We start from the raw sequence: 25,746 nt of genomic DNA on the forward strand, positions 1-25,746 counted from the left end.
AGATTAGTAGAAGAGGGAGAGGGGCTACAATGAGTAATTCTAGCATCATCGTTGTCGGAGGCGGCTTAGCAGGTCTCATGGCAACTATAAAAGCAGCAGAAGCGGGAACAGCTGTTAAACTATTTTCAATAGTACCTGTGAAACGTTCGCATTCTGTATGTGCACAGGGCGGAATTAACGGAGCGGTGAATACAAAAGGTGAAGGGGATTCACCTTATGAGCATTTTGATGACACAGTATATGGCGGAGATTTCTTAGCCAACCAGCCGCCAGTAAAGGCAATGTGTGAAGCAGCGCCGTCCATTATCCACTTACTTGATCGTATGGGTGTGATGTTTAACAGAACACCAGAGGGATTACTGGACTTCCGCCGCTTCGGGGGAACACAGCACCACCGTACAGCATTTGCTGGTGCCACAACGGGACAGCAGCTATTATACGCACTGGATGAGCAAGTTCGCCGCTACGAAGTAGCAGGGCTTGTCACGAAATATGAAGGCTGGGAATTCCTTGGCGCTGTTTTAGATGACGAGGAAGTATGCCGAGGCATTGTCGCGCAGAACTTGACGACAATGGAAATTGAATCCTTCCGTTCAGATGCTGTGATCATGGCGACAGGCGGTCCTGGAATCGTGTTCGGTAAATCAACGAACTCCATGATTAATACTGGATCAGCTGCATCAATCGTTTATCAGCAAGGTGCTCATTATGCAAATGGAGAATTCATTCAAATTCACCCAACAGCGATCCCAGGAGATGACAAGCTTCGTCTCATGAGTGAATCAGCTCGTGGTGAAGGCGGACGTGTTTGGACATATAAAGACGGGAAGCCTTGGTACTTCCTTGAAGAAAAATACCCAGCATACGGGAACCTTGTACCGCGTGATATCGCAACGCGTGAAATCTTCGACGTATGTGTCGAGCAAAAGCTCGGCATCAACGGAGAGAACATGGTATACCTTGATCTTTCTCACAAAGATCCAAAAGAGCTTGATATTAAGCTTGGCGGAATCATTGAAATCTATGAAAAATTCATGGGTGATGACCCTCGTAAGCTTCCGATGAAAATTTTCCCTGCTGTCCATTACTCAATGGGCGGATTATGGGTGGATTATGATCAAATGACCAATATCAAAGGTTTGTTCGCTGCCGGAGAATGTGATTACTCTATGCACGGCGGAAACAGACTTGGAGCGAACTCCTTGCTTTCTGCGATTTACGGCGGAATGGTCGCAGGACCAAATGCTGTGAAGTACGTTAGCGGTCTTGAAAAGTCTGCGGAAGACCTCTCTTCTGCAACATTTGACAGCGCCGTGAAGAAAGAGCAGGAGAAATGGGACAACATCCTCAGCATGGATGGCACAGAAAATGCGTACGTGCTTCATAAAGAGCTTGGAGAATGGATGACGGATAACGTGACAGTGGTTCGTTACAATGACAAACTCTTAAAAACAGATCAGAAGATTGAAGAACTGATGGAGCGCTATAAGCATATCAACATCAACGATACAGCATCATGGAGCAACCAAGGCGCTGCCTTCACGCGTCAGCTTGACAACATGCTTCAGCTGGCAAGAGTCATTACGATCGGGGCATACAACCGGAATGAAAGCCGAGGCGCACACTATAAACCGGAATTCCCAGAAAGACACGATGAAGAATTCCTAAAAACAACGATGGCTACGTTCAAAGGGAAGAATCAAAAGCCTGCATTCCACTATGAGGACGTCGATGTATCGTTAATTGCACCTCGTAAACGAGATTACTCGAAGAAAAAGGTGGAGAAATAAGATGAGTGAAAAAAACACGATTCAATTCATTATCACACGTCAAGATACAGCAGATGGAAAGCCTTATGATGAGGAATTCGAAATCCCTTACCGTCCGAATATGAACGTCATTTCCGCCCTCATGGAAATTAGACGTAACCCGGTCAATAAAAAAGGTGAAAAAACAACGGCCATCAACTGGGATATGAACTGTCTTGAAGAGGTGTGTGGAGCTTGTTCCATGGTCATTAATGGAACACCGCGCCAGTCATGTACAGCTTTAATTGACAAGTTAGATCAGCCGATCCGTCTCCAGCCGATGAAGACATTCCCTGTTGTGAGAGACTTGCAGGTTGATAGAAGCCGTATGTTTAATTCCTTGAAAAAAGTCAAAGCATGGGTGCCAATCGATGGCACATATGACCTTGGACCTGGACCAAGAATGCCTGAGAAAAAACGTCAATGGGCGTATGAGCTTTCTAAATGTATGACATGTGGTGTCTGCCTTGAAGCTTGTCCAAACGTGAATGATAAGTCTTCCTTTATGGGCCCTGCACCGCTTTCTCAAGTCCGTTTATTTAACGCACATCCGACAGGTGCAATGAATAAGTCTGACCGTCTAGAAGAAATTATGGGTGATGGCGGTCTAGCGAACTGCGGGAACTCCCAAAACTGTGTGCAGTCTTGTCCGAAAGGAATCCCGCTGACAACGTCAATTGCAGCACTAAACCGAGATACAACATTACAAGCTTTCCGTAACTTCTTCGGAAGCGATCACGCAGAATAACATCACATTCAGTCCTCTTTGCCAATCATGATGAGTGTTTAAAGAGGCTGGATGCAACACATAACAAACGCCTCTTCCAATAAGGGAGAGGCGTTTGTTTGCGAATAAGGAGTGGATCAAATGAGACTGCCGTCATATATTGAAGAACCGTTTGAGCAATGGAGGGCTTCGTTTCGATTTTATGTGGAAACGACCGTCCGTTTTTCTGAAACGGATATGTTTGGCCACATGAACAATGTCACCCCTTTTGTGTATTTCGAAGAGGCGAGGATTGCCTTTTTTCAAAAAACAGGGCTTGTTGATAAACGAATGAAACGCGCGCGAGAGACCATCACGGTCGTTGCAAACCTTCAATGTGATTACATCAAACAAGTGGAGATCGGTGAGAGGCTTCGTGTGTATGTAAAGCCGGAAAAGGTCGGATCAAGCTCCCTCATCCTTCATTATTTAGGAGAAAATGAGCAGCAGGAACCATGCTTTACAGGCTCTGTGACGATGGTGCAAATAAGTAAAGACACAGGCGCATCTGTCCCATTTACAGAAGAAGAAAAAGAGACATTTCAGGCTCAGCGAAATTAACGGTTGATCAAACGTGTATGCTTCGTTTTGTTATAATAAAAAGATCATATCAAGAAGAAACAAAAGGAGAACACATGAAGATTTTTCAATATGACACCATTGATAGTACAAATAATGAAGCGAAAAGGCTGATTCAACAAGGAGAAGTGCCTTCATTTGCCGTCTATGCCCGGCAGCAGACAGCAGGAAGGGGGAGGCTCGGCAGACCGTGGGAAACGCCTACAGGGAATGTCGCGGTGACGATGACGGTAAAGCCGCCAGAAGATATCTCCACCCAGTCAACGATTGCCCCGCTGACGGCACTAGCAATCTATGATGTACTCAAACCACTCATGAGAGCTGAGGATCAGCTGGCGATCAAATGGCCAAATGATATTCTCATTAATGAAGCAAAGGTATCGGGCACATTGATTGAAGCGGACCGCAGCGCCATCTATATCGGTGTTGGCATCAATGTAGAGACAAAGCCGGAGCATGTCCCGTACAAAACCATTTGCTTATCAGAGCTTTCAGAGGTGAAAGCCGATCAGCTTGTGAAAGAACTGGCAGTGGCTTTTGAAAAATACCATACACGCTGGCAGAATGAAGGATTTGAAGCACTTACTGCCCTCTACAACAAACGGTTATTTCGTCTGAATCAACCGCTTCGCATCTCATTAGATCGAGAAAAACAAACATGGCAGGAAGGGATTTGCTGCGGTGTGAACCGCTATGGTCATCTCCAGCTAAAAGATGACCAAGGACATATAAAAGCCCATTCTGCCGGTGATATTGATGCCCCTATGCAAAAATAAATAAGCAGACGATATTCTCGTCTGCTTTAAGCTTCTTTTTTAATATGATGCTGAACCATATAGTCTTGTTTCGTAAAGACCACCCCGTCCAGAATTTCTCTTGCGGTTCGAATGACTTTGACTCTGTTTTGAGACACGTCAATTTCAGTTTGCATAATACCAGCAGGATGCCCAATTCGAAGCGTATCATGTTGACCATGATAAAGCTGTGCAGGAAGCGTTTCTTCCATAAAGCAGCTTGCTGACACGCAGACAGAGCCGGTAATGGCAAGTGCTTGGTGTGGTCTTTGCATCGATAGCATACGAACGATGATGTCCATATCTGCTGCTCGTCTCAAGATTCCATTTGTATCTACATAATCAGCAGGCTCGCTTATGATTGCAAGCTTTGGAACAGCTGGAGACTGTAATGTCGCCATTTCCTTTGGAGCGAAGAGACACATTTCAGCAGCGATGGAACGAATTTCTTCTAAATCATTCAGTAAATCGTCTGTAAACTCCTCAGGCAATTCAGTTCCTTTTAGATGAATATCTTTGGCACGGATAAAGGCAATTGGATTTGCAATGTCAACGATCGAGATTGGAATCTCTCCAAACTTTGTTTGAATCGTATCAATTTTGTTTCCAGTCGGAAAGGTTTTACCTGTGACAGCGCCTTCAGGTTTCTCAAAAGATAAATAAATGGGAGAACCAGTCCCTTTTACTCCTGGAATTTCTGCATGTCCTTCAAATTTAACCTCACCATTTTCGACTTCTACCTCTGCCACAATAATTTTATTCGTGTTGGTATTGAGGATACGTACAGTCGTGATGGGCTCAACCGCTTGAACAAATCCTTTAATGATGGCATATGGACCTACAGCTGATGAGATATTCCCGCAGTTTCCTTTAAAGTCTACATATCTTTCATTAATACTGACTTGTGCAAATGTATAGTTTACATCCACATCTGGACGAGTCGCTTTGTCGATGATCGCTACTTTGCTTGTTAAAGAATTACCGCCGCCGATTCCATCGACCTGCAGCCGGTCAGGACTGCCCATAATGTCTAAAAGAAATGCCTCGAGCTCATCGTGTTCATATGGTGCATCGTTTGCTTGAATGAATACCCCTTTGCTTGTACCGCCTCGCATAATAGTGATTGGAACTTTTCTCATTGCTCTCACCCTCAATTTTTAATGAACTGTTTATCTAACCAAAATGGTAAAGTATAATAAGAAATAAGTTAAATACATTATTTTGAAAGGAATCGATAAAAATATTTTATAATTAGTAAAAAAGGAGAGCATACAATGGATGAAAAGGATTGGCGATTTCTAAAGGTACTTTATGAAGAAAAGAACATTACAAAGGCGGCAGAAAAATTATTTGTCTCGCAGCCTGCCTTAAGCTATCGATTGAAGCAGCTTGAAGAGGAGTTTGATATGAAGCTTTTCTTCAAAAGAAAACGAGGGATTGAATTTACGTCAGAGGGTGAGTACTTGGCTGAATACGCAAATGACATGCTCAAACAGCTCCAGCAAACGAAAGATGGTATGCTCAATATGCAAAAAAAGGTCAAAGGAACGATCCGGTTAGGGGTCTCAAGTAATTTTGCCCAGTATAAACTGCCAGAAATTTTAAGAGAATTTTCTAAGCAGTATCCACATGTTCAATTTATGGTGAACACAGGCTGGAGCACAAAGGTAATGGATCTGTTAGGGACATCCAGTGTACACTTAGGGATTTTAAGAGGAGATTACGATTGGAATGGAGAACGGTTTTTGCTCGATAAAGAGCGGCTTTGTATCATTTCAAAATCAGAAATACAGCTAAAGGACCTGCCGAAACTGCCGCTCATTGACTATCATACGGACAGCTCATTAAAACGATTGATTAACAGATGGTGGCAGGAAACGTTCACAATGCCTCCCCTCGTGACAATGGAGACAGACCGTCAGGATACATCGAAAGAAATGGTGAAGCATGGTTTAGGCTATGCCATAGTTCCAGAAATTTGCCTCAGACCAAGTGATGAGCTATTTGTAAAAGGTCTTTCGTATAAAGATGGACAGCCCGTTTTAAGAGATACATGGCTTATGTACCAGCCAGACTCCCTTCATTTGTCGGTTGTGAAAGCGTTTATTGAGTTTTTAAGAAGTCAGCAAGGTTAATTATAAAAGAAATTTATTGAATAAACGAAAAAATCAATATTTTCATTATAAAAAAAGCTATTATATCCTTGAAATAGAAAGCGCTAACATTCCGGTCGCAAGTGCAAGGGGTGCTTGTTGATCGTGTAAAGAAGAGGATGGAGGGATATAGAGTGCTAGCTATTTTAGGGATCTTGATGGTCTTGACATTTACATTTCTCATTATGACAAAACGAATGCATCCGGTGGTGGCTTTAACCGTTGTACCGATCATATTTGCATTGATCGGTGGATTTAACAGCGGATTAGGGGACATGATGCTTGATGGACTCAAAACTGTTGCACCATCTGCTGCTTTATTGTTATTTGCGATTTTATTCTTCGGTGTCATGCTGGATGCTGGATTGTTTGATCCTTTGATTAAACTCATTCTACGTATTGTGAAAGGCGATCCTGTCAAAATTGCTTTTGGGGTAGCGATTTTGTCTATGCTTGTTGCATTAGATGGTGATGGGACAACAACGTACATGATTACAGTATCAGCTATGCTGCCACTTTTCTTAAGAATTGGGATGAACCCGCTGATTTTAGGAACGATTTCATTATTATCATTAGGAATTATGAGTGGTATGACGCCTTGGGGCGGGCCAGCTACTCGTGCAATCGCTGCGCTTGGATTAGATGCCGCTGAATTTTTTATTCCATTACTCCCGACGATGTTAGGGGGCGCTCTTTTTATACTTTTTACTGCATATGTACTTGGGAAAAAAGAACGGAAGCGAATTGGGATTGCTGAGATTCAGCACAAAGAAGAGGTATCCATCTCTCCTGAATTGGCTGCGTCAATTGAGGATGGCGTAGAGGATATGAAGAGACCAAATCTGATTTGGGTCAACTTTTTCCTGACGATGGCTGTCATGACCACACTTGTCTTCGATATCGTACCGATTCCTGTCCTCTTTTTAATTGGATTTGTCATCGCTCTCATGATCAACTATCCAAAAGTTGAAGACCAGCGTGAGCGAATTTTATCGCATGCAGGAAATGCATTAACGGTCATTACACTTGTGTTTGCAGCAGGAATTTTCACAGGGATCTTTTCGGGGACAAAAATGGTTGAGTCGATTGCCCATTTAGTGATCTACTTAATCCCGGATTCCTACAGCTCATTTTTCCCGCTAATTGTCGCTTTGACGAGTATGCCATTTACTTTTGTTCTTTCAAATGATGCTTATTATTTCGGAGTGCTGCCAATCTTGGCTGAAGCGGGCGCAGCTTATGGCATTGATCCGGTGGAGATTGCGCGCGCCTCTATTATCGGACAGCCTGTCCATTTACTAAGTCCACTTGTGGCCTCAACCTTACTTCTTGTCAGTATGCTGAACAAAGATATTGGTGATTTGCAAAAATACGCACTGTTATGGACTGTGTTAACCGCCCTTTTTACAACACTGATCGCTCTGTTAACAGGAGCCATTTCCATTTTTTAAATACCCGTTTGAATAGGACGATGTCTCGATAGGAGACTCGTCCTTTTTTGTGCTGCTCTAAGTGTATGAAATTGGACGCTGATCTGCGGGAATTCTTGATTTTAACGTCACCTACCTCTGGTACGCGGCATATGATATCTCGACTATACAGAATCCCATTCTATAGAGACTAGAGCTCTCACCTTAGCAAGGAGGGTTACAATACTTGAAGGAGAAAGAGTTTCAATCCAAGCCGCTATTAACCAAAAGAGAAAGAGAAGTATTTGAATTGCTCGTCCAAGATAAAACAACAAAAGAAATTGCAAGCGAGCTTTTTATTAGCGAAAAGACTGTTCGAAATCATATTTCGAATGCCATGCAAAAGCTAGGAGTTAAAGGTCGTTCACAGGCCGTAGTCGAGCTTCTGCGTATGGGTGAGCTAGAGCTCTAACGTCAGCCGGTTTTCCTTCCGCATTGGGGAGGAACCGGTTATTTCTATTTGATTTCCTTGAGTCTCTTCTTGCATTTTCTTTGAAAAACGAGGAAAATAGGAATGTACATTTTAATCAAAGTGAGATGCTATAGTGAGGTATCAATGAAATGGAAACGAATGAGTTCGACCATGTTGCAGAGATTGAAAAATCATTGCGCCATATTGCCGCAATTATTAAGCAAAAAGGCAGAGAAATCCTAAATCAATATACGATAACACCTCCTCAATTTATAGGGCTCCAGTGGCTTTATGAATTCGGAGATATGACAATAGGCGAGTTATCACAAAAGATGTATTTGGCTTGCAGCACGACAACCGATTTAATTGATAGAATGGAAAAAAGTGAACTTGTCGAACGGGTGAAAGACCCTTCTGACCGCCGCGTGGTTCGCATTCATTTATTGCCTGAAGGCGAGCGGATCATTCAAGAAGTGATTGTCAAACGCCAAGAATACGTCAGTGAACTTCTAGGGGCTTTCTCAGAAGAAGAAGCCATCGTTTTCAATCAATCTCTAACGAAACTACAGCAGCAAATGAAAAGAAAATGAGGCGATTTTGTTGGATCAACCAATCGGCGTCATTGATTCCGGCGTTGGCGGTTTAACCGTTGCAAAGGAAATCATGAGGCAACTGCCAAAAGAAAAAATCATTTACGTAGGCGATACGAAACGATGTCCGTATGGCCCTCGGGAAGAAGAAGAGGTTCTACAATATACATGGGAAATGGCGCATTACTTATTGAGACATCATCATATTAAAATGCTTGTCATTGCATGCAACACAGCGACGGCGATTGCGCTTGATGAAATTAAAGCAACGCTCGATATTCCGGTCATTGGCGTGATCCAGCCCGGAGCCCGCACAGCAATCAAGGTGACAAGCAATCAGCATATTGGTGTCATCGGAACTGTCAATACGATCAAAAGCGAGGCCTATAAAGAAGCACTGCTTTCTTTAAAAGCAGGTCTGACGGTACAAGGTCTGGCTTGCCCGATGCTTGTCCCATTTGTCGAAAGCGGTACGTTTTTAGATCAGACAGCAGATGAAGTGGTGAAAGCCTCTCTTGAACCGATGAAAGAAACAGGAATTGATACGCTCATTCTTGGCTGCACGCACTATCCTATTTTAAAAGAGCCGATTCAGCGTTTTATGGGCAGTGATGTGAGCATCATTTCATCAGGTGATGAGACAGCTAGAGAAGCAAGTACGATTCTTTCATATAAAGGGCTGTTAAATGCTTCTAAGGAAGAGCCTGTCCATACATTTTACACAACAGGGCAGCAGCAAAATTTTCAAAACATCGCTCGTGACTGGTTCGGCTACCTGCCAGGTAAGGTCGAGACCGTGTCACTCGAGCAGGTATATCAGCAATAACCCGCTTCTACATGAAGTGGGTTATTTTTTTATGAAAAGGGTCTAATCCTCTTAGGGAGCTCGTATACATAGTAGTACAAACTACTAGAGGAGGGTGAAGTATGCTGAAAAAAGGAACTACAGCAGCTGTGACGTGTATCGCGTCAGCCATGCTTTTATCAGGATGCGGATTGTTTCAAACAGACCAAGCGAAAACAGAGATTGATCCACCACAAAATGTCACATATGTGAAAGAAAATAAAGAAGACAAACAAACAGCCAAAGAAGGAAAAGAAGAGAAGCAGGCAGATACGGTTATGAGAGAATTATATTTAATTGATAAAAACGGTTATGTCGTGTCTCAATCTATTCCGCTGCCGAAAAACGAAGGAAGTGCCAAACAAACCCTTGAATATCTCGTGGATGGAGGACCCATCTCCAACCTGATGCCAAATGGATTTAGAGCCGTCTTGCCAGCTGACACGAATGTATCTGTCGATATTAAAGACGGAACGGCGGTTGTGGATTTTTCAAATGAATTCAAAAATTATAAAAAAGAAGACGAACAGCGCATCCTGCAATCTGTCACTTGGACGTTAACACAGTTTGATTCGGTAGCCAAAGTCAAATTGAAGATGAATGGACATGAATTAAAAGAAATGCCTGTGAACGGCACCCCGATCTCAGATGATTTAAGCAGAGAGGACGGCATTAATATTCAGCACGAGGCTGCCGCTGATATGACATCGACAAAGCCAGTGACCGTCTACTACTTATCTGAATCTGACGAGCAGACGTACTACGTTCCTGTCACAACAAGAGCGCCAAAAGACGAGGATGATCCAATTACAGCAGCCATTGATGAGCTCGTCTCTGGACCAAGTAAAACAAGCCATTTGCTCACAGACTTTGATCAAGACGTGAAGCTGAATGATGTACCAAAAGTAAAAGACGGCCATGTGACACTTGATTTCAACGAATCCATTTTTGGCAGTGCCGATGAAAAGAAAAAGGTCATTTCACAAAAAGTTCTTGATAGCATTGTCCTCACATTAACAGAGCTGCCGGATGTGAAAAGCGTATCTGTGAAGGTTAACGGAAAGGCAGAGCTTGTGAATGAAAAAGGGGCAGAGCTCACAAAGCCAGTTTCAAGACCAGAACAAGTGAATACAGGTAGTTTTTAACGTCACACATTGATATAATGGAGAAAAAGAGGCATGCATATTCGCTGCCTCTTTTTTATTCCAAGCGATTAGAACCGATCAAGGTTGTCTAAGTTAGTAGGAGAACCCCGCTGGCACCCGCACGGAATGTATATCGTAACGGAGGTAAATCATGAGATTAGATGAAAGACAATATGACGAATTAAGAAAAATTGAAATAGAGGCAGGCTACATCACGCATCCAGAGGGCTCTGTCTTAATCTCAGCGGGAAATACGAAGGTGATTTGTAACGCATCAATCGAAGACCGCGTACCTCCTTTTTTAAGAGGAGAAGGAAAAGGCTGGATTACAGCAGAATATAGCATGCTTCCAAGAGCAACAGCACAAAGAACGATGAGAGAATCTTCTAAAGGAAAAGTCACGGGACGTACAATGGAAATTCAACGCTTAATTGGACGAGCACTCCGCGCAGTCGTTGATTTAGAAAAGCTTGGTGAACGCACAATTTGGATTGATTGTGATGTGATTCAAGCAGACGGCGGAACACGGACGGCGTCCATCACAGGTGCATTTGTGGCCATGACACTTGCGATTCAAAAGCTTCGGGCTGAAGGAGTCATGAAAGAAAACCCAATCACTGATTATTTAGCGGCGATATCCGTCGGAATTGATTCTAAACAGGGGCTTCTGTTAGATTTAAACTATGAAGAAGATTCTTCGGCTGAAGTGGATATGAATGTCATCATGACAGGCGCTGGACGCTTCGTTGAACTTCAAGGCACAGGCGAAGAAGCGACATTTTCAAGAGAGCAGCTAAACGGACTGCTTGATCTAGCCGAAAAGGGCATCAAAGAATTAATTGAAAAGCAAAAAGCAGTGACAGGAGAAGTCATCGAATAACTAGAAGGGTTTGATCAGGATGAAAACAGCGATCATTGCAACGCATAATCCGGGCAAAGCGAAAGAATTCAAAGCCATTCTTGAGCCAAAGGGTTTCACGGTCAAAACACTAGCAGACATCGGATTCTCAGAAGAGATCGAAGAAACAGGACAAACCTTTGAGGAAAATGCGATCATCAAAGCCGAGGCTATTCAAGCCAAAGCAGGTGAAATGGTGATTGCAGACGATTCCGGTTTGTCGATTGATTATCTGGGCGGGAAACCTGGCGTTTATTCAGCAAGATACGCTGGTGAGCATAAAGACGATGCCGAGAATGTAAGGAAAGTGCTGAGCGAGCTTAAAGGAATTGAAAAAGAAGACCGCACAGCCAGATTCAGATGTGCCCTTGCTGTCAGCACACCGGGCAAAGAAACAAAGACGGTAGAAGGATCAGTAGAAGGCTTCATCGCAGAAGAACCAATCGGCGAAAATGGCTTCGGATACGACCCGATTTTCATCGTCAAAGACAAAGACCAGACGATGGCCGAGTTATCACTAGAGGAGAAAAACAAGATCAGCCATCGAGCGGTCGCGCTTCAAAAGCTTTCATCATTGCTAGACGCAAATGAATAAGGGGGAATGAAGCCATGAAGATACTCATCATTAGTGACAGTCATGGACTCACAGACGAGCTTCAAACCATTGCTAAACGGCATGCGGCTGAGGTAGACATGATGATTCACTGCGGAGATTCAGAACTCGAAACGAACCACCCAGCACTCCAAGGATACAAAGTCGTCAAAGGAAATTGTGACTTTATGGGCGATTTTGAAGAAGAGCTCCTGCTCCCCCTTGATGGAGGCGGAAAACTATTTCTCACTCACGGACATCTGCATGGCATCAAACAATCCCTACTTCAAGTCTACTACCGTGCAGAAGAGCTAGGCGCAGACATTATCTGCTTTGGCCACTCGCACATCCCAGGCAGCGAGCTGCTAAGAGGAAAACTGCTCATTAACCCAGGCAGCGTGCACCTGCCAAGAGTGCGCAAAGAGCGCAGCTATGCTATACTGACACTAGATGGAAGCGAAGCAAACGTTCAATTTTACACGGACGAAGGTCTAGCGATACAAGACCTCGAAAACACCGTGACATTGGAAGGTATTTCATAAGGGTGCAGCATCTGCCCCTTATGAAAAAACTTTCGAAAAACCGTTGACTTTAAAGAACAATAGTAATATAATAAATCTTGTCGCTGAGGTAATCGAGCGCAGCGCACTACATAACAACATGTCCCAGTAGCTCAGCAGGATAGAGCAACGGCCTTCTAAGCCGTCGGTCGGGAGTTCGAATCTCTCCTGGGACGTATTATAAAAAACCCGTTATTGAAAAGTATTGTCTCCGTTTAAACAAAACGATGGCATAAACGTATCAATAGCGGGTTTTTTTGGTCTATTCGTTCCAATGAAATGTATTAGAAAGGTGAAAGTGACAGTTAATAGACCTGATGTCAGCCATCAGGTCTATTAACTAGAATTGAAAAGACAACTCTTGATTGTTATTAAGTTTAAGATTATCATTTGCTAATAATACATTTTGAATAGATTGGGCAACGTGCCAACCTAATACTGGGGGTACAGCATTTCCTACTTGTTTATACGTATATGTTCCAGCACCTAGAAATTCAAAACTATCGGGGAAAGATTGTATTCTTGCACATTCTCTTACAGTTAATCTTCTCCAATAAGCCATATTTTCTGGTTCATCTTCATTAGTTGTTCTATAATGTGCTTCTATATTTCCGTGATGTTCTGCGCGGATTGTAATTGAAGGTGCGTCAGCTTTTATCTGGGAGTTTCCTTGCATTCTTCTTCCAGGATAAAACTTAGCTTTTGATATTTGTGAATGATTATAGATTGTTTGATCTTCTTGCTTGTCCCATAAATCGTCAATCGCTTCTTTGGCTGTGATCCACCTATCTGTATGTGTTGGACTAGGTGGAATGTAATTTGCTTCTATATCTTCCCTAATACCCACAATAAAAACACGTTTTCTAATTTGAGGAACACCATAGTCTGCTGCATGTAGGAGATGATGAGTAACATTGTATTTAACTTGTGTGTCACCATCTGATATACTACTTAAGTCATTTTTGATTGTATTTAAAACAATACCTTTTTCCATATTCACCAATCCTTCGACGTTTTCCGCAACGAAGACTTTAGGCTGTATGTGTTCAATAACTCTTTTCATTTGAAGATAAAGTTTTCCTCTTTTAACAGTAATTCCACCTCTCTTACCGGCTACACTGAAATCTTGACAAGGAAAACCGCCAATCACCACGTCGGCTTCAGAAGGAATTGTTGTTTTTTCATTATCTAACACTTCTTCTATTTTTCCGACATGAATATGGTCGCCGATATTTTGAGCGTAAGTTTGTGTAGCTTGTAAAAAGAAATCGTTTGCCCATATAATATCGAACATATTTTTTTCGTAATTATTACCTAAGAAAGTGAAATCACCTTTAAAGCCTAAATCTAGACCTCCGCATCCGCTAAAAAGTGATACTACTTTATACATATTCCCACCATCTTAAATTCAAATTTTTTGTTATACTATTGTGTGAAGCGTATTTAGTATGTTTACATACAAATACGCACCATAAATACATTTTATAACTTCTGTAGTTATAAATCAAGGGGAAAATGGATAGCACTATGATTTATTTTAAATTAGACAACTTACTTAAGCAAATAGGATGTTCTAGGAATAATTTCGCTAATACATCAGGAATAAGACCTAATACTATAAATGACATGTGTAACAATAAAACTAAGAGAATTGAAATTGAAACACTTATAGCTATTCTAAAAACTTTAAATGATATTAGCGATATACCTATCGTAATTGAAGATCTAATGGAATATAGGGAGTTGTAAAAGATGAATGTTGAGGAATTAATACATGAAACGTGTAAAATTATCACAGAAGCAGGTGATTTAAGTGAATACCAGTCAGGTGTGAAATTTGAAAATTATGTATATCATATAATGAACTCAATCTCTAATGAATTAACTGTGGAACAGACTGGAAAGCAAACATTTCCTGATATAGTTATAAATGGAGCTTATGGTGTGGAAGTAAAGTTTTCAAAAAATAAAAATTGGCAATCAGTAGGTAATAGTATCTTCGAAGGTACTTTAAAATCAAATGTAACTGATCAAATATATCTTGTTTTTGGACAGATGGATGGAAAAAGAATAAATGTAAGGTATAAAAAGTATGAAGATGTTTTAGAAGATGTAAAGGTAACACACTCACCAAGATTCTTTATTAATATGGATATGCATAAAGAAAATTCAATTCTACATAAAATTAATATGACCTATGATGAATTTAAGGTATTAGATTCAACTGAGAAATCAAATAGGATAAAGGAATTTGTACGCTCCAACTTAAGTGAAGGTGAAGACTTATGGTGGCTGGATTCGAACGAAAATGAGGATATGGCTCCGAAGATAGTACAGTTTAATTCATTAACAACAGAGGAGAAAAACAATAAAATTGCAGAATGCATGGTGCTTTTTCCAGAAATATTTATAGAAGGTAATAAAAATTATAAAAAAGGTTACCCAAAGTATAGAAGAACCGTTTCTTATTTATTAACTAAATATCAGCTCGTAAGTCCCTCTATGAGAGATGAGTTTTCAGCCGGTGGTACATCAGAGATATTTATTGATGGCGATAGATATAAACTGTCAAAGGTTCTAAAGCTTCTTAATAAGAATGCAAATCTTATTCAAGAAAAATTACAAGAACTAGACATAAAGTTATTATGTGAAAGTTGGGGAATACGAGAACCTGTTACAAGAAATGAAATAGAGAGTATTTGGTTCAAAAAAATAAATAAGTATGGCTATAGAAAATGTATGGACAATCAAATAAAACCTGAAGATATATATAAGAATGGTTTAATTTAATGAATGGTTACATGAAGCAAATCTTCCTAAAAAGAGAACCTATATGTGTTACCTGAAAGGAATGATCACATGTACAACATTACTCCCGCATATCTTCTATATAAAAATGGAGAGACAACAAGCAGTCAAGAGGGTGATCAATTATTTGCCAAACATATTGGAAATATCCAGATCACAAGCGGTCAAATCGTTGTCTGTGATCCTTTTGTTTCAGAGGGGGACCAATCATTTGCGAGGAAGGTTGGTATGGGGAAATATCCCATTCCACTTGTAGTTAAGCGGTTGGAAAGCGGTGACGAACGCGACGCCTTTGCAATGATCAAGTTTACAAACGAGCAAGCAATAGAATGGGAGCTAGCAACAAGAGCAGGGCAGGAACTCAAACATCTGAAAGAAGATGAGTTTTACGGCTACGGTGTGAATACGGGTATGGGGTGCTTCATGGATGCGGAGGCAGCACTATATTTACAAGCTTATGAGGAATTTGAAGAAGCGTTTGAGCAAAACTACAAGCACACATGGGATGGCTCGTCACCCGTTTTCATAACAGGGTGGACATTGCCATGTTTACAACAGGCTTCGGTGACGGGATGTATCCAAGCTTTTGGGGGCTAGATGAAAACGGAGAGCCCGCTTGCCTTGTGACAGACTTTCTTATAATGGACTGATGAGAAACTCATGAAACCATGGGTTCTTTTTATTGTTATATATTCAGTGTATTCATAGATATAGTGAAGTGGATAAAGTGTATAATGGGGAAAATCCGAACGGAGGACAAATGGGTGAACACACCTATTGGTACTCATCATCTCTATTGGTGGAGCCGTATTAGCGACAATCATTTCTGTATTTGCTGTAATTCGATTGAAAAAAGTCAAACAGAGGCTGAAAACGGAAGAATAGTAGAGAATAATTTAGCTATACTTTCTAAAACATTTGAAGTAGAACTCCATCAATTAAGTTGATTAAAGTTCTAATAAAATAGAACGGCTTCCAGTAGGTTGCCGTTTTTTGTTAGGAAATTTATTGATGCAGGTAGAGATAGTAAATAATATTTTTATTTCTTGTGAAAGTATCAACTTTGTATTAATAATAACTAGAAAATATATCGAAATGTAATAAAGTCATAAAAAAAATGAATAACTATCCGATATTTGTCATGTAAACAAATAGAAGGAGTGTGGTTATCTTGAAAAAATGGCTTCTGGTTTTGTTGTTGTCAGCATTATGTTATCCATTACAATCGATAAAAGCGGAAAATACAGATACTCTTGAATGGAAAGAACGGGCAGAGTTGCCAGATGCAAGAGTAGGAGCTGTAAGTGAAGTATATGATGGGAAAATCTTTGTAATAGGTGGAACGGGTCCAAGTAAGGCATATTCTAATACTACTTATGTATATGATCCGAAGCTAGATAAATGGTCAGAAAAAGCTGGTATGAAAACAGGCCGCATGGGGGCAGCCAGTGCTATTGTAGGTGATCATATATTTGTATTGGGTGGTAGAACAGAACAAGGATTTACAAATAGCGTAGAAGTTTATAATATCAAAACGGATACATGGGAGGATGCAGAAGACCTTCCATTTGAATTTAAGATATCTGCATATAATTTATACGCAGGTGCTATAGAAAATAAAATCTATGTTGTTGGTTATAATAGTTTGTTAAAGCCAGAGAGGTACAATAATACATTTAGTTACGATATAAAAACAAAGGAATGGACAAAAAAAGAAAAAATTCACCAATGAGGCTACTGCTGGAAATGCTGTGGTTGTAAAAAATAAACTCTATGTTTTAGCTGGATCAGAATTACTAGGTCCAAAAACGTTTGAGTACGATCCATCATTAGATCAGTGGACAGTTTTAGGGTCGGGAGCAATTGCACCTTATCATGATGCATTAAACTTTGAAGATTATATTATAAGAACAGGTGGAACTTCTAGAGTTACACTCTATGATATAGAAGCTAAGAAAGCGAAAACTATACCTACCACTTCTGCACCTTATCGCATGGGGCATGTATCCGCAATTGTTGATGATACACTTTATGTAATTGGAGGAGTTGAACAAAGTTCAAGTGCCCCTACTAACGCTAGAGCAAATTTCAAATCTAATTTATCTATCTCATTAAGTAGTCTTAAAAACACCGAAACTGAAACCCCAGGCGACAAAGACCCTGAACCAACAACACCGACTAAAGACGATGGAACAGAAGAGGACGGCGATGCCCTTCTCATTATCACAATGGTCAACGGTTTGCAGAAAGAGTATGACCTCTCCATGAAAGAAGTCAACGCTTTCCTATCCTGGTACAAAAAACGTGATTCTGGAGAAGGTCCAGGTTTTTATGAAATCGATGAGCATGACAACAACAAAGGTCCGTTTGAAAGTAAAAAGGATTATTTGGTGTTCAAAAACATTCTCATGTTCGAAGTCAATAAATATAAGAAGTAATTGAAATCAAAGCCATCTAGGCAAACTAGGTGGCTTTTGCGTTTATTCGACAGCTTTCACCAATTTTAAGGCAAATTTAAGCTTCCATTTCATTTCAAATACATTAAATCTTTGTTACAATAAGACAGCTTTGCCTAGAGGTACGTTCATATTTTCGACATCTTTTTTTTATGATTTCTTAAAATTTTTATGTTTTGATATGAAACTTTTAGATGATCGATGTCGTCTTTATAAATGTCAAAAGAAAAGAGGTTATCAATATGCTATTCAAAAAGCTATCAGAAAATAAGTCTGTAAAATGGATAGGATATACAAGCTTTTACTTACTTATTTTTCTATTATTGTTCTTTATTTACGGATTCCATACAGCAAATACGGGATCATTCATTTACAACGATTTTTAATTGGAGATTAGACTATGAAACTATTACACACGATTCATGAATACCAGCAAACAAAACCGACACAGCCAGCATTTGTTTCTCAAGATGCTTCGATCACATATGATGAGCTTTGGCGTCTATCAGACCAAATGGCTGGTTCGATTGATGCAGTCGCAACTGACAGTGCACCTGTCATTGTATACGGTCATATGGAGCCAGAGATGCTGATTTCTTTCTTAGGCAGTGTGAAATCAGGCAGACCTTATATTCCGGTCGACATCTCAATACCTGTCGAGCGTATTGTCTCGATTATTGAAAGCTCCAAAGCCAGTCTATTGATTTGTGCAAATGAGCAGACAGTACTGGATGTAGAAGAACACATTGAAGTGAAGAGTGCGGCATCGCTTTTAGCACTTGAAAAAGAAGCACCACCATCCACGCAGTGGGTTCAAGGTGATGATGTCTTTTATATCATTTATACGTCAGGCAGTACCGGAAAGCCTAAAGGCGTTCAAGTAACAGCCAGCAATTTAGAAAGCTTTACAGAGTGGATGTGCAGCGACTTCCCTATTGGCGAGGGACGCACGTTCTTAAACCAAGCACCCTTTTCTTTTGACTTATCAGTGATGGATTTGTATCCAGCGCTTCAATCAGGCGGCACGCTTTACTGTTTAGTGAAAGATCTTGTGAATAAGCCGAAGGATATGTTTGCAGCACTTGGTCAATCTGACGTTGAAGTGTGGACATCAACACCTTCCTTTGTGCAAATGTGCTTAATGGACCCATCCTTTACAGGAGAGCTTTTACCAGAGCTGAAAGTCTTCTTGTTCTGCGGTGAGGCACTTCCTGTATCTGTAGCAAGTGCACTCCTTGAGCGTTTTCCAAAGGCGCAGGTCTTTAATACGTATGGTCCGACCGAAGCAACTGTTGCGATCACTTCTATTGAAGTCACGCAGGCGATTCTTGATCAGCACGATTCTTTACCAGTAGGCTATGCCAAACCTGATACAGATATCGTCATTTTAGACGAAGAAGGCAAGACACTTCCTGATGGTGAAAAAGGGGAAATTGTCATCGTGGGACCAAGCGTCACGAGAGGCTACTTAGGTGAACAAGCCTTAACGGATCAAGTGTTCTTTGAATACGAAGGACGTCCTGCTTACCGCACAGGTGACGCAGGTGTGAAACAGGATAGCTTAATTACGTGCCACGGTCGTCTGGACTATCAAATTAAGCTGCATGGATACCGGATGGAGCTTGAAGAAATTGAATATCATGTGAGTGAGACAACTTATGTCAATGCTTGTGTGATTGTGCCGTTCCAGCCCAACGGTCATGTGGAGTACTTGACTGCAGCGATTGTCCCAGCAGCGCATTCATTTGAAAAAGAATATCAGCTGACAAGTGCGATTAAGAAAGAAATGGCGGATTCACTGCCTGCGTACATGATTCCAAGAAAGTTTGTCTATCTTGAGCAGCTGTACATGACGCCAAACGGGAAGGTTGACCGTAAGAGAATCGCGAAAGAGGTTCTTCTATGATTCCGTTTAGTTCATTCTTTTTCTTCATTCTAATTGGTATTCTTCTTTTGCCGACGATCATTCTTGGTCTTCGCGGCAAAAGAATGCAGGGCTACAACATGTTTGCAACGGTTGTGGCGCTCACGCTTATTTTCTCAAAAGATGCACATGGCGCGCTGCTGCTCTTCTTGTTCACAGTATGGCAAGTGTTGATCATCCGCTGGTACCTTGCGTACCGGCTAAAAGCGAATCAAGCATCTGTATTCTATATAGCAGTGGTGGCATCTATTTTGCCGCTTGTGCTATCAAAGATCTTACCGTTCTTTTTAACTCATCAGCCGCATCACCCGCCGCCAATGAACTGGCTGAGCTTTTTAGGGATCTCGTACTTAACATTTAAAGGTGTTCAGTTAATTATTGAGACAAGAGACGGCTTGATTAAGAAGAAAATGCCGATTCATCGTTTGGTCTATTTCATTGTCTTTTTCCCGACGATTTCATCAGGTCCGATTGATCGTTACCGCCGTTTTGAAAAGGATATGGATACGCCGCCTGAAAAGGGAGCATACAGTGATCTTCTATACGCAGGTATTCATAAAATTTTTATCGGCTTCTTATATAAGTTCATTGTTGGCTATCTGATTCACACGTATATTCTGATGAATATTCATCACATTAGCAGCAGTCACTTTGTTCAACAGTTAACGTATATGTATGCTTACAGCATGTATTTGTTCTTTGACTTTGCTGGCTATACAGCGTTTGCTGTGGGTGTGAGTTATATCATGGGCATCAAATCACCAGAAAACTTTAATAAACCGTTTATTAGCCGGAACATTAAAGACTTCTGGAATCGCTGGCATATGTCCTTGTCCTTCTGGTTCAGAGACTACGTGTTTATGAGATTTGTGTTCTTTATGACAAAAAAGAAGTGGATCAAGAACCGTATGGCCGTATCGAATATTGGGTACTTTGTCCTCTTTTTATTGATGGGGGCTTGGCATGGACTCGCACTTCAATATATTATTTACGGACTATACCATGCAGTTGTCATGTCCGGTTACAATTTATTCGAGAAATGGAATAAAAAGCACAAGTGGTGGCCGGATAATAAGGTCACAATGGTTGTGTCGATCATTATTACATTCCATGTGATTTGTTTCGGATTTTATATTTTTTCAGGAAAACCATTTCATCATTAATGATTAAGGGAGTAGAAAATTATGGAATTTAAAAATCAAGTATACGGTATTATTGCAGAGGTTTGTCAGGACGACGTTGTGAAAGAAAATCCAGAGATTGCGATTTTTGAAGAAGGTCTTCTTGATTCATTTGGTACAGTAGAACTGCTTATGGCAATTGAAAGTCAACTCGGAATCACTGTTCCGATTACAGAATTCGATCGTGATGTGTGGGATACGCCGAATCATATTGCTGAGCAGCTGGCAGAGATGAAGTAATGAAAAAGCGTTTTTTTGGGCCGCTTATTTTAGCGGCTGTTCTATTCATTGGTGTTCTTCTTGTACCAAATGCATGGCTCTCACACCTGATCCCAAAAGACAAATTACAAAAGTCAGCCACAGAATTAGATCCAGGGATGTTTCAAGGGCTTTATTTACAAGATGAAATGCTAAAAGATCCAACTTATTTGCCGATCTATGGTTCTTCTGAACTATCACGTTTTGATCCATATCACCCTTCGAATTTCTTTCATGAGAATCCTCAAGGGTTTACACCTTATCTTATTGGAAAAGGTGGATCGCAATCATTAATTCATGCGATGAATTTTGCAGCACATATGGATGAATTAAAAGGGAAGAAGCTTGTATTTATCGTGTCCCCGCAGTGGTTTGTGAAGTGGGGATCTGACGAGAATCACTTTGCCCCTAACTATTCAGCGCTTCAAGCACTTGATCTAGCCTATAATAAAGAAATTGATCCTGCTGTGAAAAAAGAGCTGATCAAGAGAATCATGACGTTTAAAGCAGTGAAGAACGACATGGTCATCACAGAGCTTTTTAAAGCAGAGCTTTCTGGGAACAAATTTGCTTTTGGCGCAATTTCGCCAATTGCGAAAATGTATTATGGCATGCTTCAAAAGAAAGACATGTACTATACGATTGGATCGGGGCATGAGCGCAAGCTTCATCCATCTCCTTCAGTCAAAGGAAAAACTTGGACTGAGCTTGAAAAAGAAGCGAGCGTACTAGGTGCGAAAAAAGCAGGGGACAACCCGTTTTATATTAATCAGAAACTGTTTGACCGTAAGCTAAAACGGATCATGAAAAAGATGAAGGATTCCCGTGAAGACAATTCTTATGCGGAATCACCAGAATACAAAGATTTTCAGCTCATGCTGGATATTTTAAAACAGGCAGGGGCGAAGCCTTTGTTTGTGACGATTCCTGTAAACGGAAAATGGTATGATTACACCGGTTTCCCGAAAGAGGGACGTACAGAGTATTATGAAAAAATCAATCGTCAAATTCGAGATAACGGGTATGAAGTCGCAGATTTGACTTCACATGAGTATGATCCCTATTTCTTTAAAGATACGATTCATGTGTCTTATAAAGGATGGGTGTATATCGATAAGGCGATCGAAAAGTTTTACAAAGAGCAGTAGAATGCAGCGGCTTTCTGCTGCTTTTTGTTTGTCGAATGGGCGGATATCTTGTATAACTAAGGTGAAAGGGATATGCTGAATATGGAGGCGATATGATGAATCGTTCTGAGAAAAAGGAACTATTAAAGCGTTCGAAGAAGCATTTTAATGATCATGCCTTTTGGGAAAAGTTAAAAAAGACGGCACAAAAAGCTGGGGTCTCTCTTGTCTATGCTGTGCTATTACTTTACTATACATTGCAAAAAACCGAAGTACCTGTCAAAGCGAAGACCCTAATCATTGGAGCACTCGGATACTTTATCCTTCCAATTGACCTCATCCCCGATACTTTGATCGGTGTCGGCTACACAGATGATTTAGGTGCGATTACATTTGCTCTCCTTCAAGTCGCGATGTACATTGATGACGATGTAAAAGGAAAAGCAAAAGACAGGCTGGCAAAATGGTTCGGTGAAAAATCCGATACGTCTTTAATAGATCAAAAGCTTGAGGATGGCGGTATGCCGTCTGTACGCTGAAAAGAAGACAAAGGGCTAAAATAAAGTTCATTTTAGCCCTTTGTCAACAATCTGAAGCCTCCACACACGGAGGCTTTTTTCATTATCCTAAAAATTTCACGCAAACTGGATGAGGGACGGTGATGTCTGATTGTAAGACAGTGAGTCGCCCTGTTTCTTTGTCGCGTTTGTATAATACAAGGTTGCTAGATTCTTGATTTGATCCGACGAGGAATTCTTCTGTTGGATCAAGCACAAAGTCTCTAGGCCAGTTTCCTTCAGATGAAGCAATCTCGACAAGACTTAATTGGCCTTCAGCGTCTGTTTTAAAAATCGCAATGCTGTCATGGCCGCGATTTCCCGCATAAACAAATTGGCCGTCTGAAGAGACATGAATGGCGCTGCCTTGATTGTTCTCTGTAAAGTCGCTTGGAATGGTCGCAATCGTTTGGACTTCTTCAAAATGACCATCTTCAAAGTAACGAAGCACAATCACCTCTGAGCTTAGCTCTGTCATCACATATGCCACTGGCTGTGTTGCGTGGAAAGTGATGTGACGAGGCCCGCTGCCTGGTTTTGTTTCAAATGTATGCGCGAGCTCCAGCTTGCCGTCTTCTTTCTTATACGTATAAATGCCATCCGTTCCAAGGTCAACAGCCACTGCATATTTTTCATCTGGTGTCAGACCCATAAAGTGAGTGTGCGGTTTTTCCTGACGGTCTTCGTTAGGTCCAGTTCCTTCATGCTGCGCCTGTGACAGCGTGCGGATCACTGAGCCATTTTCAGCATCGATTTCATACATCTCTGCTGTTCCTTTATGATAGTTCGCTGTGAAAGCTGTTTTTGTTTGACTGTCCAAGCTGACGTGACAAGGAGAAGCGCCATCGGCAAGCTCTTGGTTGATGAAACTCAGTGCACCGGTTGTAGCATCAATTTGATACGCAGCAAGACCGCCCTGCGACCCTTTTTTCACCACAGCGTACACAAACTTTTGATCCTCTGACACGGTTAAATATGTAGGATTTTCGAGTTCAGCAGCGACTTCTACTTGTTCAATCTGCTGCTTGTCTGTATTTAATGTAAAGGAATAGATACCTTTACTGTCTCCCTTTGTATACGTTCCGATATAACCTCTGATGTTAGCCATGTATTGCCCTCCTTCTATTAGATGGTCTCATTCTATCATAAAATCATAGGAAAACGCTTTAGAAAGGCATACTGAAGGAAAAAACAAGCGCAATGAAATCTAACAACATTCATCAAAAATCATGTGAAAAAATATCACAAAAGTTTGTTCAAATCAAAACCGTTCATGTAAAGTAAATAAATTGAAGAAAAAATACAAAAAATTTTAAGTTTTTTCATTCCTTGTCTAGCAAAGGTGTAAGCGTATACATTTTATTTTGATTAATCTAAATTGTCTAATAATTTTAAAAATGCTGTTGACACTGTATGGAAAGCGGCGTAAGATGGGTTCAACAAAAGCTAAAACAAACACGCTGAGCAAGCGTCAGACACTTCAATATAAAAATGTCTGAAAATTCAACTACTTTTTGTTTGAAAGAGAGGGTGCTCACTGAAAATGGAAGACCAAAAGGAACAGTGGATCTTTTTAAACGATGAACTCGTGAAAAAAGAGGATGCGAAAATTTCAGTTTATGATCATGGCTTCTTATACGGTGACGGTGTGTTCGAAGGGATACGCGTGTATAACGGAAATATCTTTCGAATGAAAGAACATTTAGATCGCCTGTATGATTCCGCCAGATCCATTATGCTGAACATTCCATATTCACTTGAGGAACTCACGGAAAAAATGATTCATACAGTTGAAAGGAACGGCCTAAAGGATGCCTATATCCGCCTTGTTGTCTCAAGAGGTGCGGGTGATCTTGGTTTAGATCCTAACAACTGCGGGAGAGCCAACACAGTGATCATTGTAGAGCCGCTGGCCATCTTTCCAAAGCACCTATATGAAACAGGGATTGACATTGTGACGGTACCGACGAGACGAAATCGTCCCGATGTACTGAGTCCAAAAGTGAAATCATTAAATTATTTGAATAACATCCTTGTCCGAATCGAAGCCCATATGGCCGGTGTGAGTGAAGCGCTGATGCTGAACGATCAAGGGTACGTGGCAGAAGGTTCTGCAGACAATGTGTTTATTTATAAAAAAGGTAAGCTCTATACACCGCCAGGCTATATCGGCGCTCTTGAAGGCATCACAAGAAATGCCATCATGGAGATTGCAGAAGACTTAGGCTACGAAGTGAAAGAAGAACCATTCACAAGGCACGATGTGTATACAGCAGAAGAAGTTTTTCTAACAGGAACCGCAGCCGAAGTAATCGCCGTTGTAAAGGTTGACGGTCGTACAATCGGTGAAGGGAAACCTGGAGTTCACACAAACAAACTTCTTGAACAATTCCGCAAGCGAGTGGTTGAAGAAGGAGAAAAAGTCATTTTTTCAGATGAAAACATTCACGCAAGCTAAATAGATATCGATAAACGTTGAAGAGGACTAGTAGCTTTAGAGTCAGTATCTACAGAGAGCCGGTGGTAGCTGGAAACCGGTGTTACTTTCTAAAGTGAACTCACCTCTGAGTGTCTGCTTGAAATGATAGTAGGGCAGACCGAGTGACATTGCTCACTCGTTACCAAAATGGATGAAGATGTCCATGAGACGGCAGCTGAATTTGCCGTGAACAAGGGTGGTACCGCGAAAAACAAAGCTTTTTCGCCCCTTTGACCTAGTGAAAAGTAGTGTCATTGTGGGGTGAGAAGGCTTTTTTATATGGTCTCAAATCTCGATCTTGAATAGAAAAGGGTGAAAGGACTTGACTGAAGCAAGACAAAGAGGA

The 25,746-nt window shown here is 41.0% G+C and carries 28 protein-coding genes, 1 tRNA gene, 1 pseudogene and 1 other annotated feature; of the genes and pseudogenes, 27 read left to right on the forward strand and 3 right to left on the reverse strand.

The annotated features are described in order from the left end of the window. Nucleotides 1-29 precede the first annotated feature (29 nt). The 4 genes from sdhA to R0K30_RS11005 all read left to right on the forward strand — a co-directional run bounded on the left by sdhA (nucleotide 30) and on the right by R0K30_RS11005 (nucleotide 3,929). Complete coding sequence (sdhA, locus tag R0K30_RS10990; protein ID WP_099726938.1) at nucleotides 30-1,790, forward strand: succinate dehydrogenase flavoprotein subunit; 1,761 nt, start codon at nucleotides 30-32, stop codon at nucleotides 1,788-1,790. Between the two features lies 1 nt (nucleotide 1,791). Next, a complete protein-coding gene (gene sdhB / locus R0K30_RS10995) occupies nucleotides 1,792-2,556 on the forward strand; it encodes a succinate dehydrogenase iron-sulfur subunit (RefSeq protein WP_099726939.1) in 765 nt (254 codons plus the stop codon). A 120-nt stretch (nucleotides 2,557-2,676) separates the two neighbouring features. Further along, nucleotides 2,677-3,135: an acyl-CoA thioesterase gene (locus R0K30_RS11000; protein WP_034320841.1), complete on the forward strand. Its 459-nt coding sequence runs from the start codon at nucleotides 2,677-2,679 to the stop codon at nucleotides 3,133-3,135. Nucleotides 3,136-3,209: 74 nt separating this feature from the next. Then, complete coding sequence (locus tag R0K30_RS11005) at nucleotides 3,210-3,929, forward strand: biotin--[acetyl-CoA-carboxylase] ligase (RefSeq protein WP_410610690.1); 720 nt, start codon at nucleotides 3,210-3,212, stop codon at nucleotides 3,927-3,929. A 26-nt stretch (nucleotides 3,930-3,955) separates the two neighbouring features. Here the strand turns inward: R0K30_RS11005 and R0K30_RS11010 are convergent, their stop codons facing one another. Then, complete coding sequence (locus R0K30_RS11010) at nucleotides 3,956-5,086, reverse strand: 2-methylaconitate cis-trans isomerase PrpF family protein (protein WP_410610692.1); 1,131 nt, start codon at nucleotides 5,084-5,086, stop codon at nucleotides 3,956-3,958. A 135-nt stretch (nucleotides 5,087-5,221) separates the two neighbouring features. Between R0K30_RS11010 and R0K30_RS11015 the strand changes: the two genes are divergently transcribed. The 10 genes from R0K30_RS11015 (at nucleotide 5,222) to R0K30_RS11060 (ending at nucleotide 12,786) form a co-directional block, all read left to right on the forward strand. Continuing rightward, nucleotides 5,222-6,082, forward strand: a complete 861-nt coding sequence (locus R0K30_RS11015; RefSeq protein ID WP_099726942.1) for a LysR family transcriptional regulator — start codon at nucleotides 5,222-5,224, stop codon at nucleotides 6,080-6,082. A gap of 152 nt (nucleotides 6,083-6,234) precedes the next feature. Next, complete coding sequence (locus tag R0K30_RS11020) at nucleotides 6,235-7,551, forward strand: CitMHS family transporter (RefSeq protein ID WP_230031016.1); 1,317 nt, start codon at nucleotides 6,235-6,237, stop codon at nucleotides 7,549-7,551. Between the two features lie 205 nt (nucleotides 7,552-7,756). Then, nucleotides 7,757-7,981 carry a spore germination transcription factor GerE gene (gene gerE, locus R0K30_RS11025; RefSeq protein WP_003184172.1) on the forward strand — a complete coding sequence of 75 codons (225 nt, stop codon included), beginning with the start codon at nucleotides 7,757-7,759 and terminating at the stop codon, nucleotides 7,979-7,981. A gap of 149 nt (nucleotides 7,982-8,130) precedes the next feature. Beyond that, a complete protein-coding gene (locus tag R0K30_RS11030) occupies nucleotides 8,131-8,571 on the forward strand; it encodes a MarR family winged helix-turn-helix transcriptional regulator (protein ID WP_099726944.1) in 441 nt (146 codons plus the stop codon). Nucleotides 8,572-8,578: 7 nt separating this feature from the next. Continuing rightward, nucleotides 8,579-9,397 carry a glutamate racemase gene (racE, locus tag R0K30_RS11035; RefSeq protein ID WP_268254812.1) on the forward strand — a complete coding sequence of 273 codons (819 nt, stop codon included), beginning with the start codon at nucleotides 8,579-8,581 and terminating at the stop codon, nucleotides 9,395-9,397. A gap of 101 nt (nucleotides 9,398-9,498) precedes the next feature. Beyond that, nucleotides 9,499-10,560 (forward strand): GerMN domain-containing protein, encoded by a 1,062-nt coding sequence (locus R0K30_RS11040; RefSeq protein WP_099726946.1) that lies wholly within the window; start codon nucleotides 9,499-9,501, stop codon nucleotides 10,558-10,560. A gap of 151 nt (nucleotides 10,561-10,711) precedes the next feature. Next, a complete protein-coding gene (gene rph / locus R0K30_RS11045) occupies nucleotides 10,712-11,440 on the forward strand; it encodes a ribonuclease PH (protein ID WP_099681411.1) in 729 nt (242 codons plus the stop codon). Between the two features lie 10 nt (nucleotides 11,441-11,450). Next, nucleotides 11,451-12,053 (forward strand): XTP/dITP diphosphatase, encoded by a 603-nt coding sequence (locus R0K30_RS11050; RefSeq protein WP_410610696.1) that lies wholly within the window; start codon nucleotides 11,451-11,453, stop codon nucleotides 12,051-12,053. 14 nt (nucleotides 12,054-12,067) lie between these two features. Continuing rightward, nucleotides 12,068-12,592: a YfcE family phosphodiesterase gene (locus tag R0K30_RS11055; protein WP_099726949.1), complete on the forward strand. Its 525-nt coding sequence runs from the start codon at nucleotides 12,068-12,070 to the stop codon at nucleotides 12,590-12,592. 120 nt (nucleotides 12,593-12,712) lie between these two features. Continuing rightward, nucleotides 12,713-12,786: transfer RNA gene (locus tag R0K30_RS11060), tRNA-Arg, on the forward strand. A gap of 164 nt (nucleotides 12,787-12,950) precedes the next feature. On the opposite strand, the gene R0K30_RS11065 is transcribed toward R0K30_RS11060, so the two are convergent. Further along, nucleotides 12,951-14,000, reverse strand: coding sequence for a DNA cytosine methyltransferase (locus R0K30_RS11065; protein WP_410610698.1), 1,050 nt, complete (start codon nucleotides 13,998-14,000; stop codon nucleotides 12,951-12,953). A 137-nt stretch (nucleotides 14,001-14,137) separates the two neighbouring features. Between R0K30_RS11065 and R0K30_RS11070 the strand changes: the two genes are divergently transcribed. From R0K30_RS11070 to R0K30_RS11130, 12 genes and pseudogenes are all read left to right on the forward strand, one after another. Further along, nucleotides 14,138-14,359, forward strand: a complete 222-nt coding sequence (locus tag R0K30_RS11070) for a helix-turn-helix domain-containing protein (RefSeq protein ID WP_053215879.1) — start codon at nucleotides 14,138-14,140, stop codon at nucleotides 14,357-14,359. A gap of 3 nt (nucleotides 14,360-14,362) precedes the next feature. Beyond that, nucleotides 14,363-15,400: a hypothetical protein gene (locus R0K30_RS11075; RefSeq protein WP_410610700.1), complete on the forward strand. Its 1,038-nt coding sequence runs from the start codon at nucleotides 14,363-14,365 to the stop codon at nucleotides 15,398-15,400. A 69-nt stretch (nucleotides 15,401-15,469) separates the two neighbouring features. After that, nucleotides 15,470-16,068 (forward strand): annotated as a pseudogene (locus R0K30_RS11080) (DUF4241 domain-containing protein). Between the two features lie 84 nt (nucleotides 16,069-16,152). Next, the gene (locus R0K30_RS11090; RefSeq protein ID WP_410610704.1) at nucleotides 16,153-16,365 is read left to right on the forward strand and encodes a hypothetical protein; all 213 of its coding nucleotides are present in this window, start codon (nucleotides 16,153-16,155) and stop codon (nucleotides 16,363-16,365) included. Nucleotides 16,366-16,589: 224 nt separating this feature from the next. Further along, a complete protein-coding gene (locus R0K30_RS11095; RefSeq protein ID WP_410610706.1) occupies nucleotides 16,590-17,150 on the forward strand; it encodes a Kelch repeat-containing protein in 561 nt (186 codons plus the stop codon). A gap of 19 nt (nucleotides 17,151-17,169) precedes the next feature. Next, the gene (locus tag R0K30_RS11100) at nucleotides 17,170-17,856 is read left to right on the forward strand and encodes a DUF1668 domain-containing protein (RefSeq protein ID WP_410610708.1); all 687 of its coding nucleotides are present in this window, start codon (nucleotides 17,170-17,172) and stop codon (nucleotides 17,854-17,856) included. Nucleotides 17,857-18,110: 254 nt separating this feature from the next. Then, nucleotides 18,111-18,260, forward strand: a complete 150-nt coding sequence (locus R0K30_RS11105; RefSeq protein ID WP_223251640.1) for a teichoic acid D-Ala incorporation-associated protein DltX — start codon at nucleotides 18,111-18,113, stop codon at nucleotides 18,258-18,260. Between the two features lie 14 nt (nucleotides 18,261-18,274). Next, entirely contained in the window at nucleotides 18,275-19,780 is a 1,506-nt protein-coding gene (gene dltA / locus R0K30_RS11110; protein WP_410610710.1) for a D-alanine--poly(phosphoribitol) ligase subunit DltA, read from the forward strand. Then, complete coding sequence (gene dltB, locus R0K30_RS11115; protein ID WP_410610712.1) at nucleotides 19,777-20,961, forward strand: D-alanyl-lipoteichoic acid biosynthesis protein DltB; 1,185 nt, start codon at nucleotides 19,777-19,779, stop codon at nucleotides 20,959-20,961. Before dltA ends, dltB begins: the two co-directional genes overlap by 4 nt. Nucleotides 20,962-20,982: 21 nt before the next feature. Continuing rightward, nucleotides 20,983-21,219 carry a D-alanine--poly(phosphoribitol) ligase subunit 2 gene (gene dltC / locus R0K30_RS11120; protein ID WP_024423191.1) on the forward strand — a complete coding sequence of 79 codons (237 nt, stop codon included), beginning with the start codon at nucleotides 20,983-20,985 and terminating at the stop codon, nucleotides 21,217-21,219. Next, nucleotides 21,219-22,385: a D-alanyl-lipoteichoic acid biosynthesis protein DltD gene (gene dltD / locus R0K30_RS11125; RefSeq protein ID WP_410610715.1), complete on the forward strand. Its 1,167-nt coding sequence runs from the start codon at nucleotides 21,219-21,221 to the stop codon at nucleotides 22,383-22,385. The genes dltC and dltD overlap by 1 nt, the downstream gene beginning before the upstream one ends. A 95-nt stretch (nucleotides 22,386-22,480) precedes the next feature. After that, complete coding sequence (locus R0K30_RS11130; RefSeq protein ID WP_099726956.1) at nucleotides 22,481-22,903, forward strand: YkvA family protein; 423 nt, start codon at nucleotides 22,481-22,483, stop codon at nucleotides 22,901-22,903. Nucleotides 22,904-22,985: 82 nt separating this feature from the next. On the opposite strand, the gene R0K30_RS11135 is transcribed toward R0K30_RS11130, so the two are convergent. Continuing rightward, nucleotides 22,986-24,029, reverse strand: coding sequence for a lactonase family protein (locus R0K30_RS11135; RefSeq protein WP_256498868.1), 1,044 nt, complete (start codon nucleotides 24,027-24,029; stop codon nucleotides 22,986-22,988). A 435-nt stretch (nucleotides 24,030-24,464) separates the two neighbouring features. On the opposite strand from R0K30_RS11135, the gene ilvE reads away from it, so the two are divergent. Next, nucleotides 24,465-25,379 carry a branched-chain-amino-acid transaminase gene (gene ilvE, locus R0K30_RS11140; protein ID WP_256498867.1) on the forward strand — a complete coding sequence of 305 codons (915 nt, stop codon included), beginning with the start codon at nucleotides 24,465-24,467 and terminating at the stop codon, nucleotides 25,377-25,379. Between the two features lie 8 nt (nucleotides 25,380-25,387). After that, nucleotides 25,388-25,633 (forward strand) — a binding site (T-box leader). Nucleotides 25,634-25,746: the final 113 nt, after the last annotated feature.

This window comes from Bacillus sp. SIMBA_154 (assembly GCF_046536015.1).
Lineage (GTDB): Bacteria > Bacillota > Bacilli > Bacillales > Bacillaceae > Bacillus > Bacillus pumilus_P.

Excerpts from the sequence above, each read along its gene's own strand:
- sdhA (WP_099726938.1), top strand. The coding sequence starts at position 30 with ATGAGTAATTCTAGCATCATCGTTGTCGGAGGCGGCTTAGCAGGTCTC.
- sdhB (WP_099726939.1), top strand. The coding sequence starts at position 1,792 with ATGAGTGAAAAAAACACGATTCAATTCATTATCACACGTCAAGATACA.
- R0K30_RS11000 (WP_034320841.1), top strand. The coding sequence starts at position 2,677 with ATGAGACTGCCGTCATATATTGAAGAACCGTTTGAGCAATGGAGGGCT.
- R0K30_RS11005 (WP_410610690.1), top strand. The coding sequence starts at position 3,210 with ATGAAGATTTTTCAATATGACACCATTGATAGTACAAATAATGAAGCG.
- R0K30_RS11010 (WP_410610692.1), bottom strand. The coding sequence starts at position 5,086 with ATGAGAAAAGTTCCAATCACTATTATGCGAGGCGGTACAAGCAAAGGG.
- R0K30_RS11015 (WP_099726942.1), top strand. The coding sequence starts at position 5,222 with ATGGATGAAAAGGATTGGCGATTTCTAAAGGTACTTTATGAAGAAAAG.
- R0K30_RS11030 (WP_099726944.1), top strand. The coding sequence starts at position 8,131 with ATGGAAACGAATGAGTTCGACCATGTTGCAGAGATTGAAAAATCATTG.
- R0K30_RS11040 (WP_099726946.1), top strand. The coding sequence starts at position 9,499 with ATGCTGAAAAAAGGAACTACAGCAGCTGTGACGTGTATCGCGTCAGCC.
- rph (WP_099681411.1), top strand. The coding sequence starts at position 10,712 with ATGAGATTAGATGAAAGACAATATGACGAATTAAGAAAAATTGAAATA.
- R0K30_RS11055 (WP_099726949.1), top strand. The coding sequence starts at position 12,068 with ATGAAGATACTCATCATTAGTGACAGTCATGGACTCACAGACGAGCTT.
- R0K30_RS11065 (WP_410610698.1), bottom strand. The coding sequence starts at position 14,000 with ATGTATAAAGTAGTATCACTTTTTAGCGGATGCGGAGGTCTAGATTTA.
- R0K30_RS11070 (WP_053215879.1), top strand. The coding sequence starts at position 14,138 with ATGATTTATTTTAAATTAGACAACTTACTTAAGCAAATAGGATGTTCT.
- R0K30_RS11075 (WP_410610700.1), top strand. The coding sequence starts at position 14,363 with ATGAATGTTGAGGAATTAATACATGAAACGTGTAAAATTATCACAGAA.
- R0K30_RS11090 (WP_410610704.1), top strand. The coding sequence starts at position 16,153 with ATGGGGAAAATCCGAACGGAGGACAAATGGGTGAACACACCTATTGGT.
- dltA (WP_410610710.1), top strand. The coding sequence starts at position 18,275 with ATGAAACTATTACACACGATTCATGAATACCAGCAAACAAAACCGACA.
- dltB (WP_410610712.1), top strand. The coding sequence starts at position 19,777 with ATGATTCCGTTTAGTTCATTCTTTTTCTTCATTCTAATTGGTATTCTT.
- dltC (WP_024423191.1), top strand. The coding sequence starts at position 20,983 with ATGGAATTTAAAAATCAAGTATACGGTATTATTGCAGAGGTTTGTCAG.
- dltD (WP_410610715.1), top strand. The coding sequence starts at position 21,219 with ATGAAAAAGCGTTTTTTTGGGCCGCTTATTTTAGCGGCTGTTCTATTC.
- R0K30_RS11130 (WP_099726956.1), top strand. The coding sequence starts at position 22,481 with ATGAATCGTTCTGAGAAAAAGGAACTATTAAAGCGTTCGAAGAAGCAT.
- R0K30_RS11135 (WP_256498868.1), bottom strand. The coding sequence starts at position 24,029 with ATGGCTAACATCAGAGGTTATATCGGAACGTATACAAAGGGAGACAGT.
- ilvE (WP_256498867.1), top strand. The coding sequence starts at position 24,465 with ATGGAAGACCAAAAGGAACAGTGGATCTTTTTAAACGATGAACTCGTG.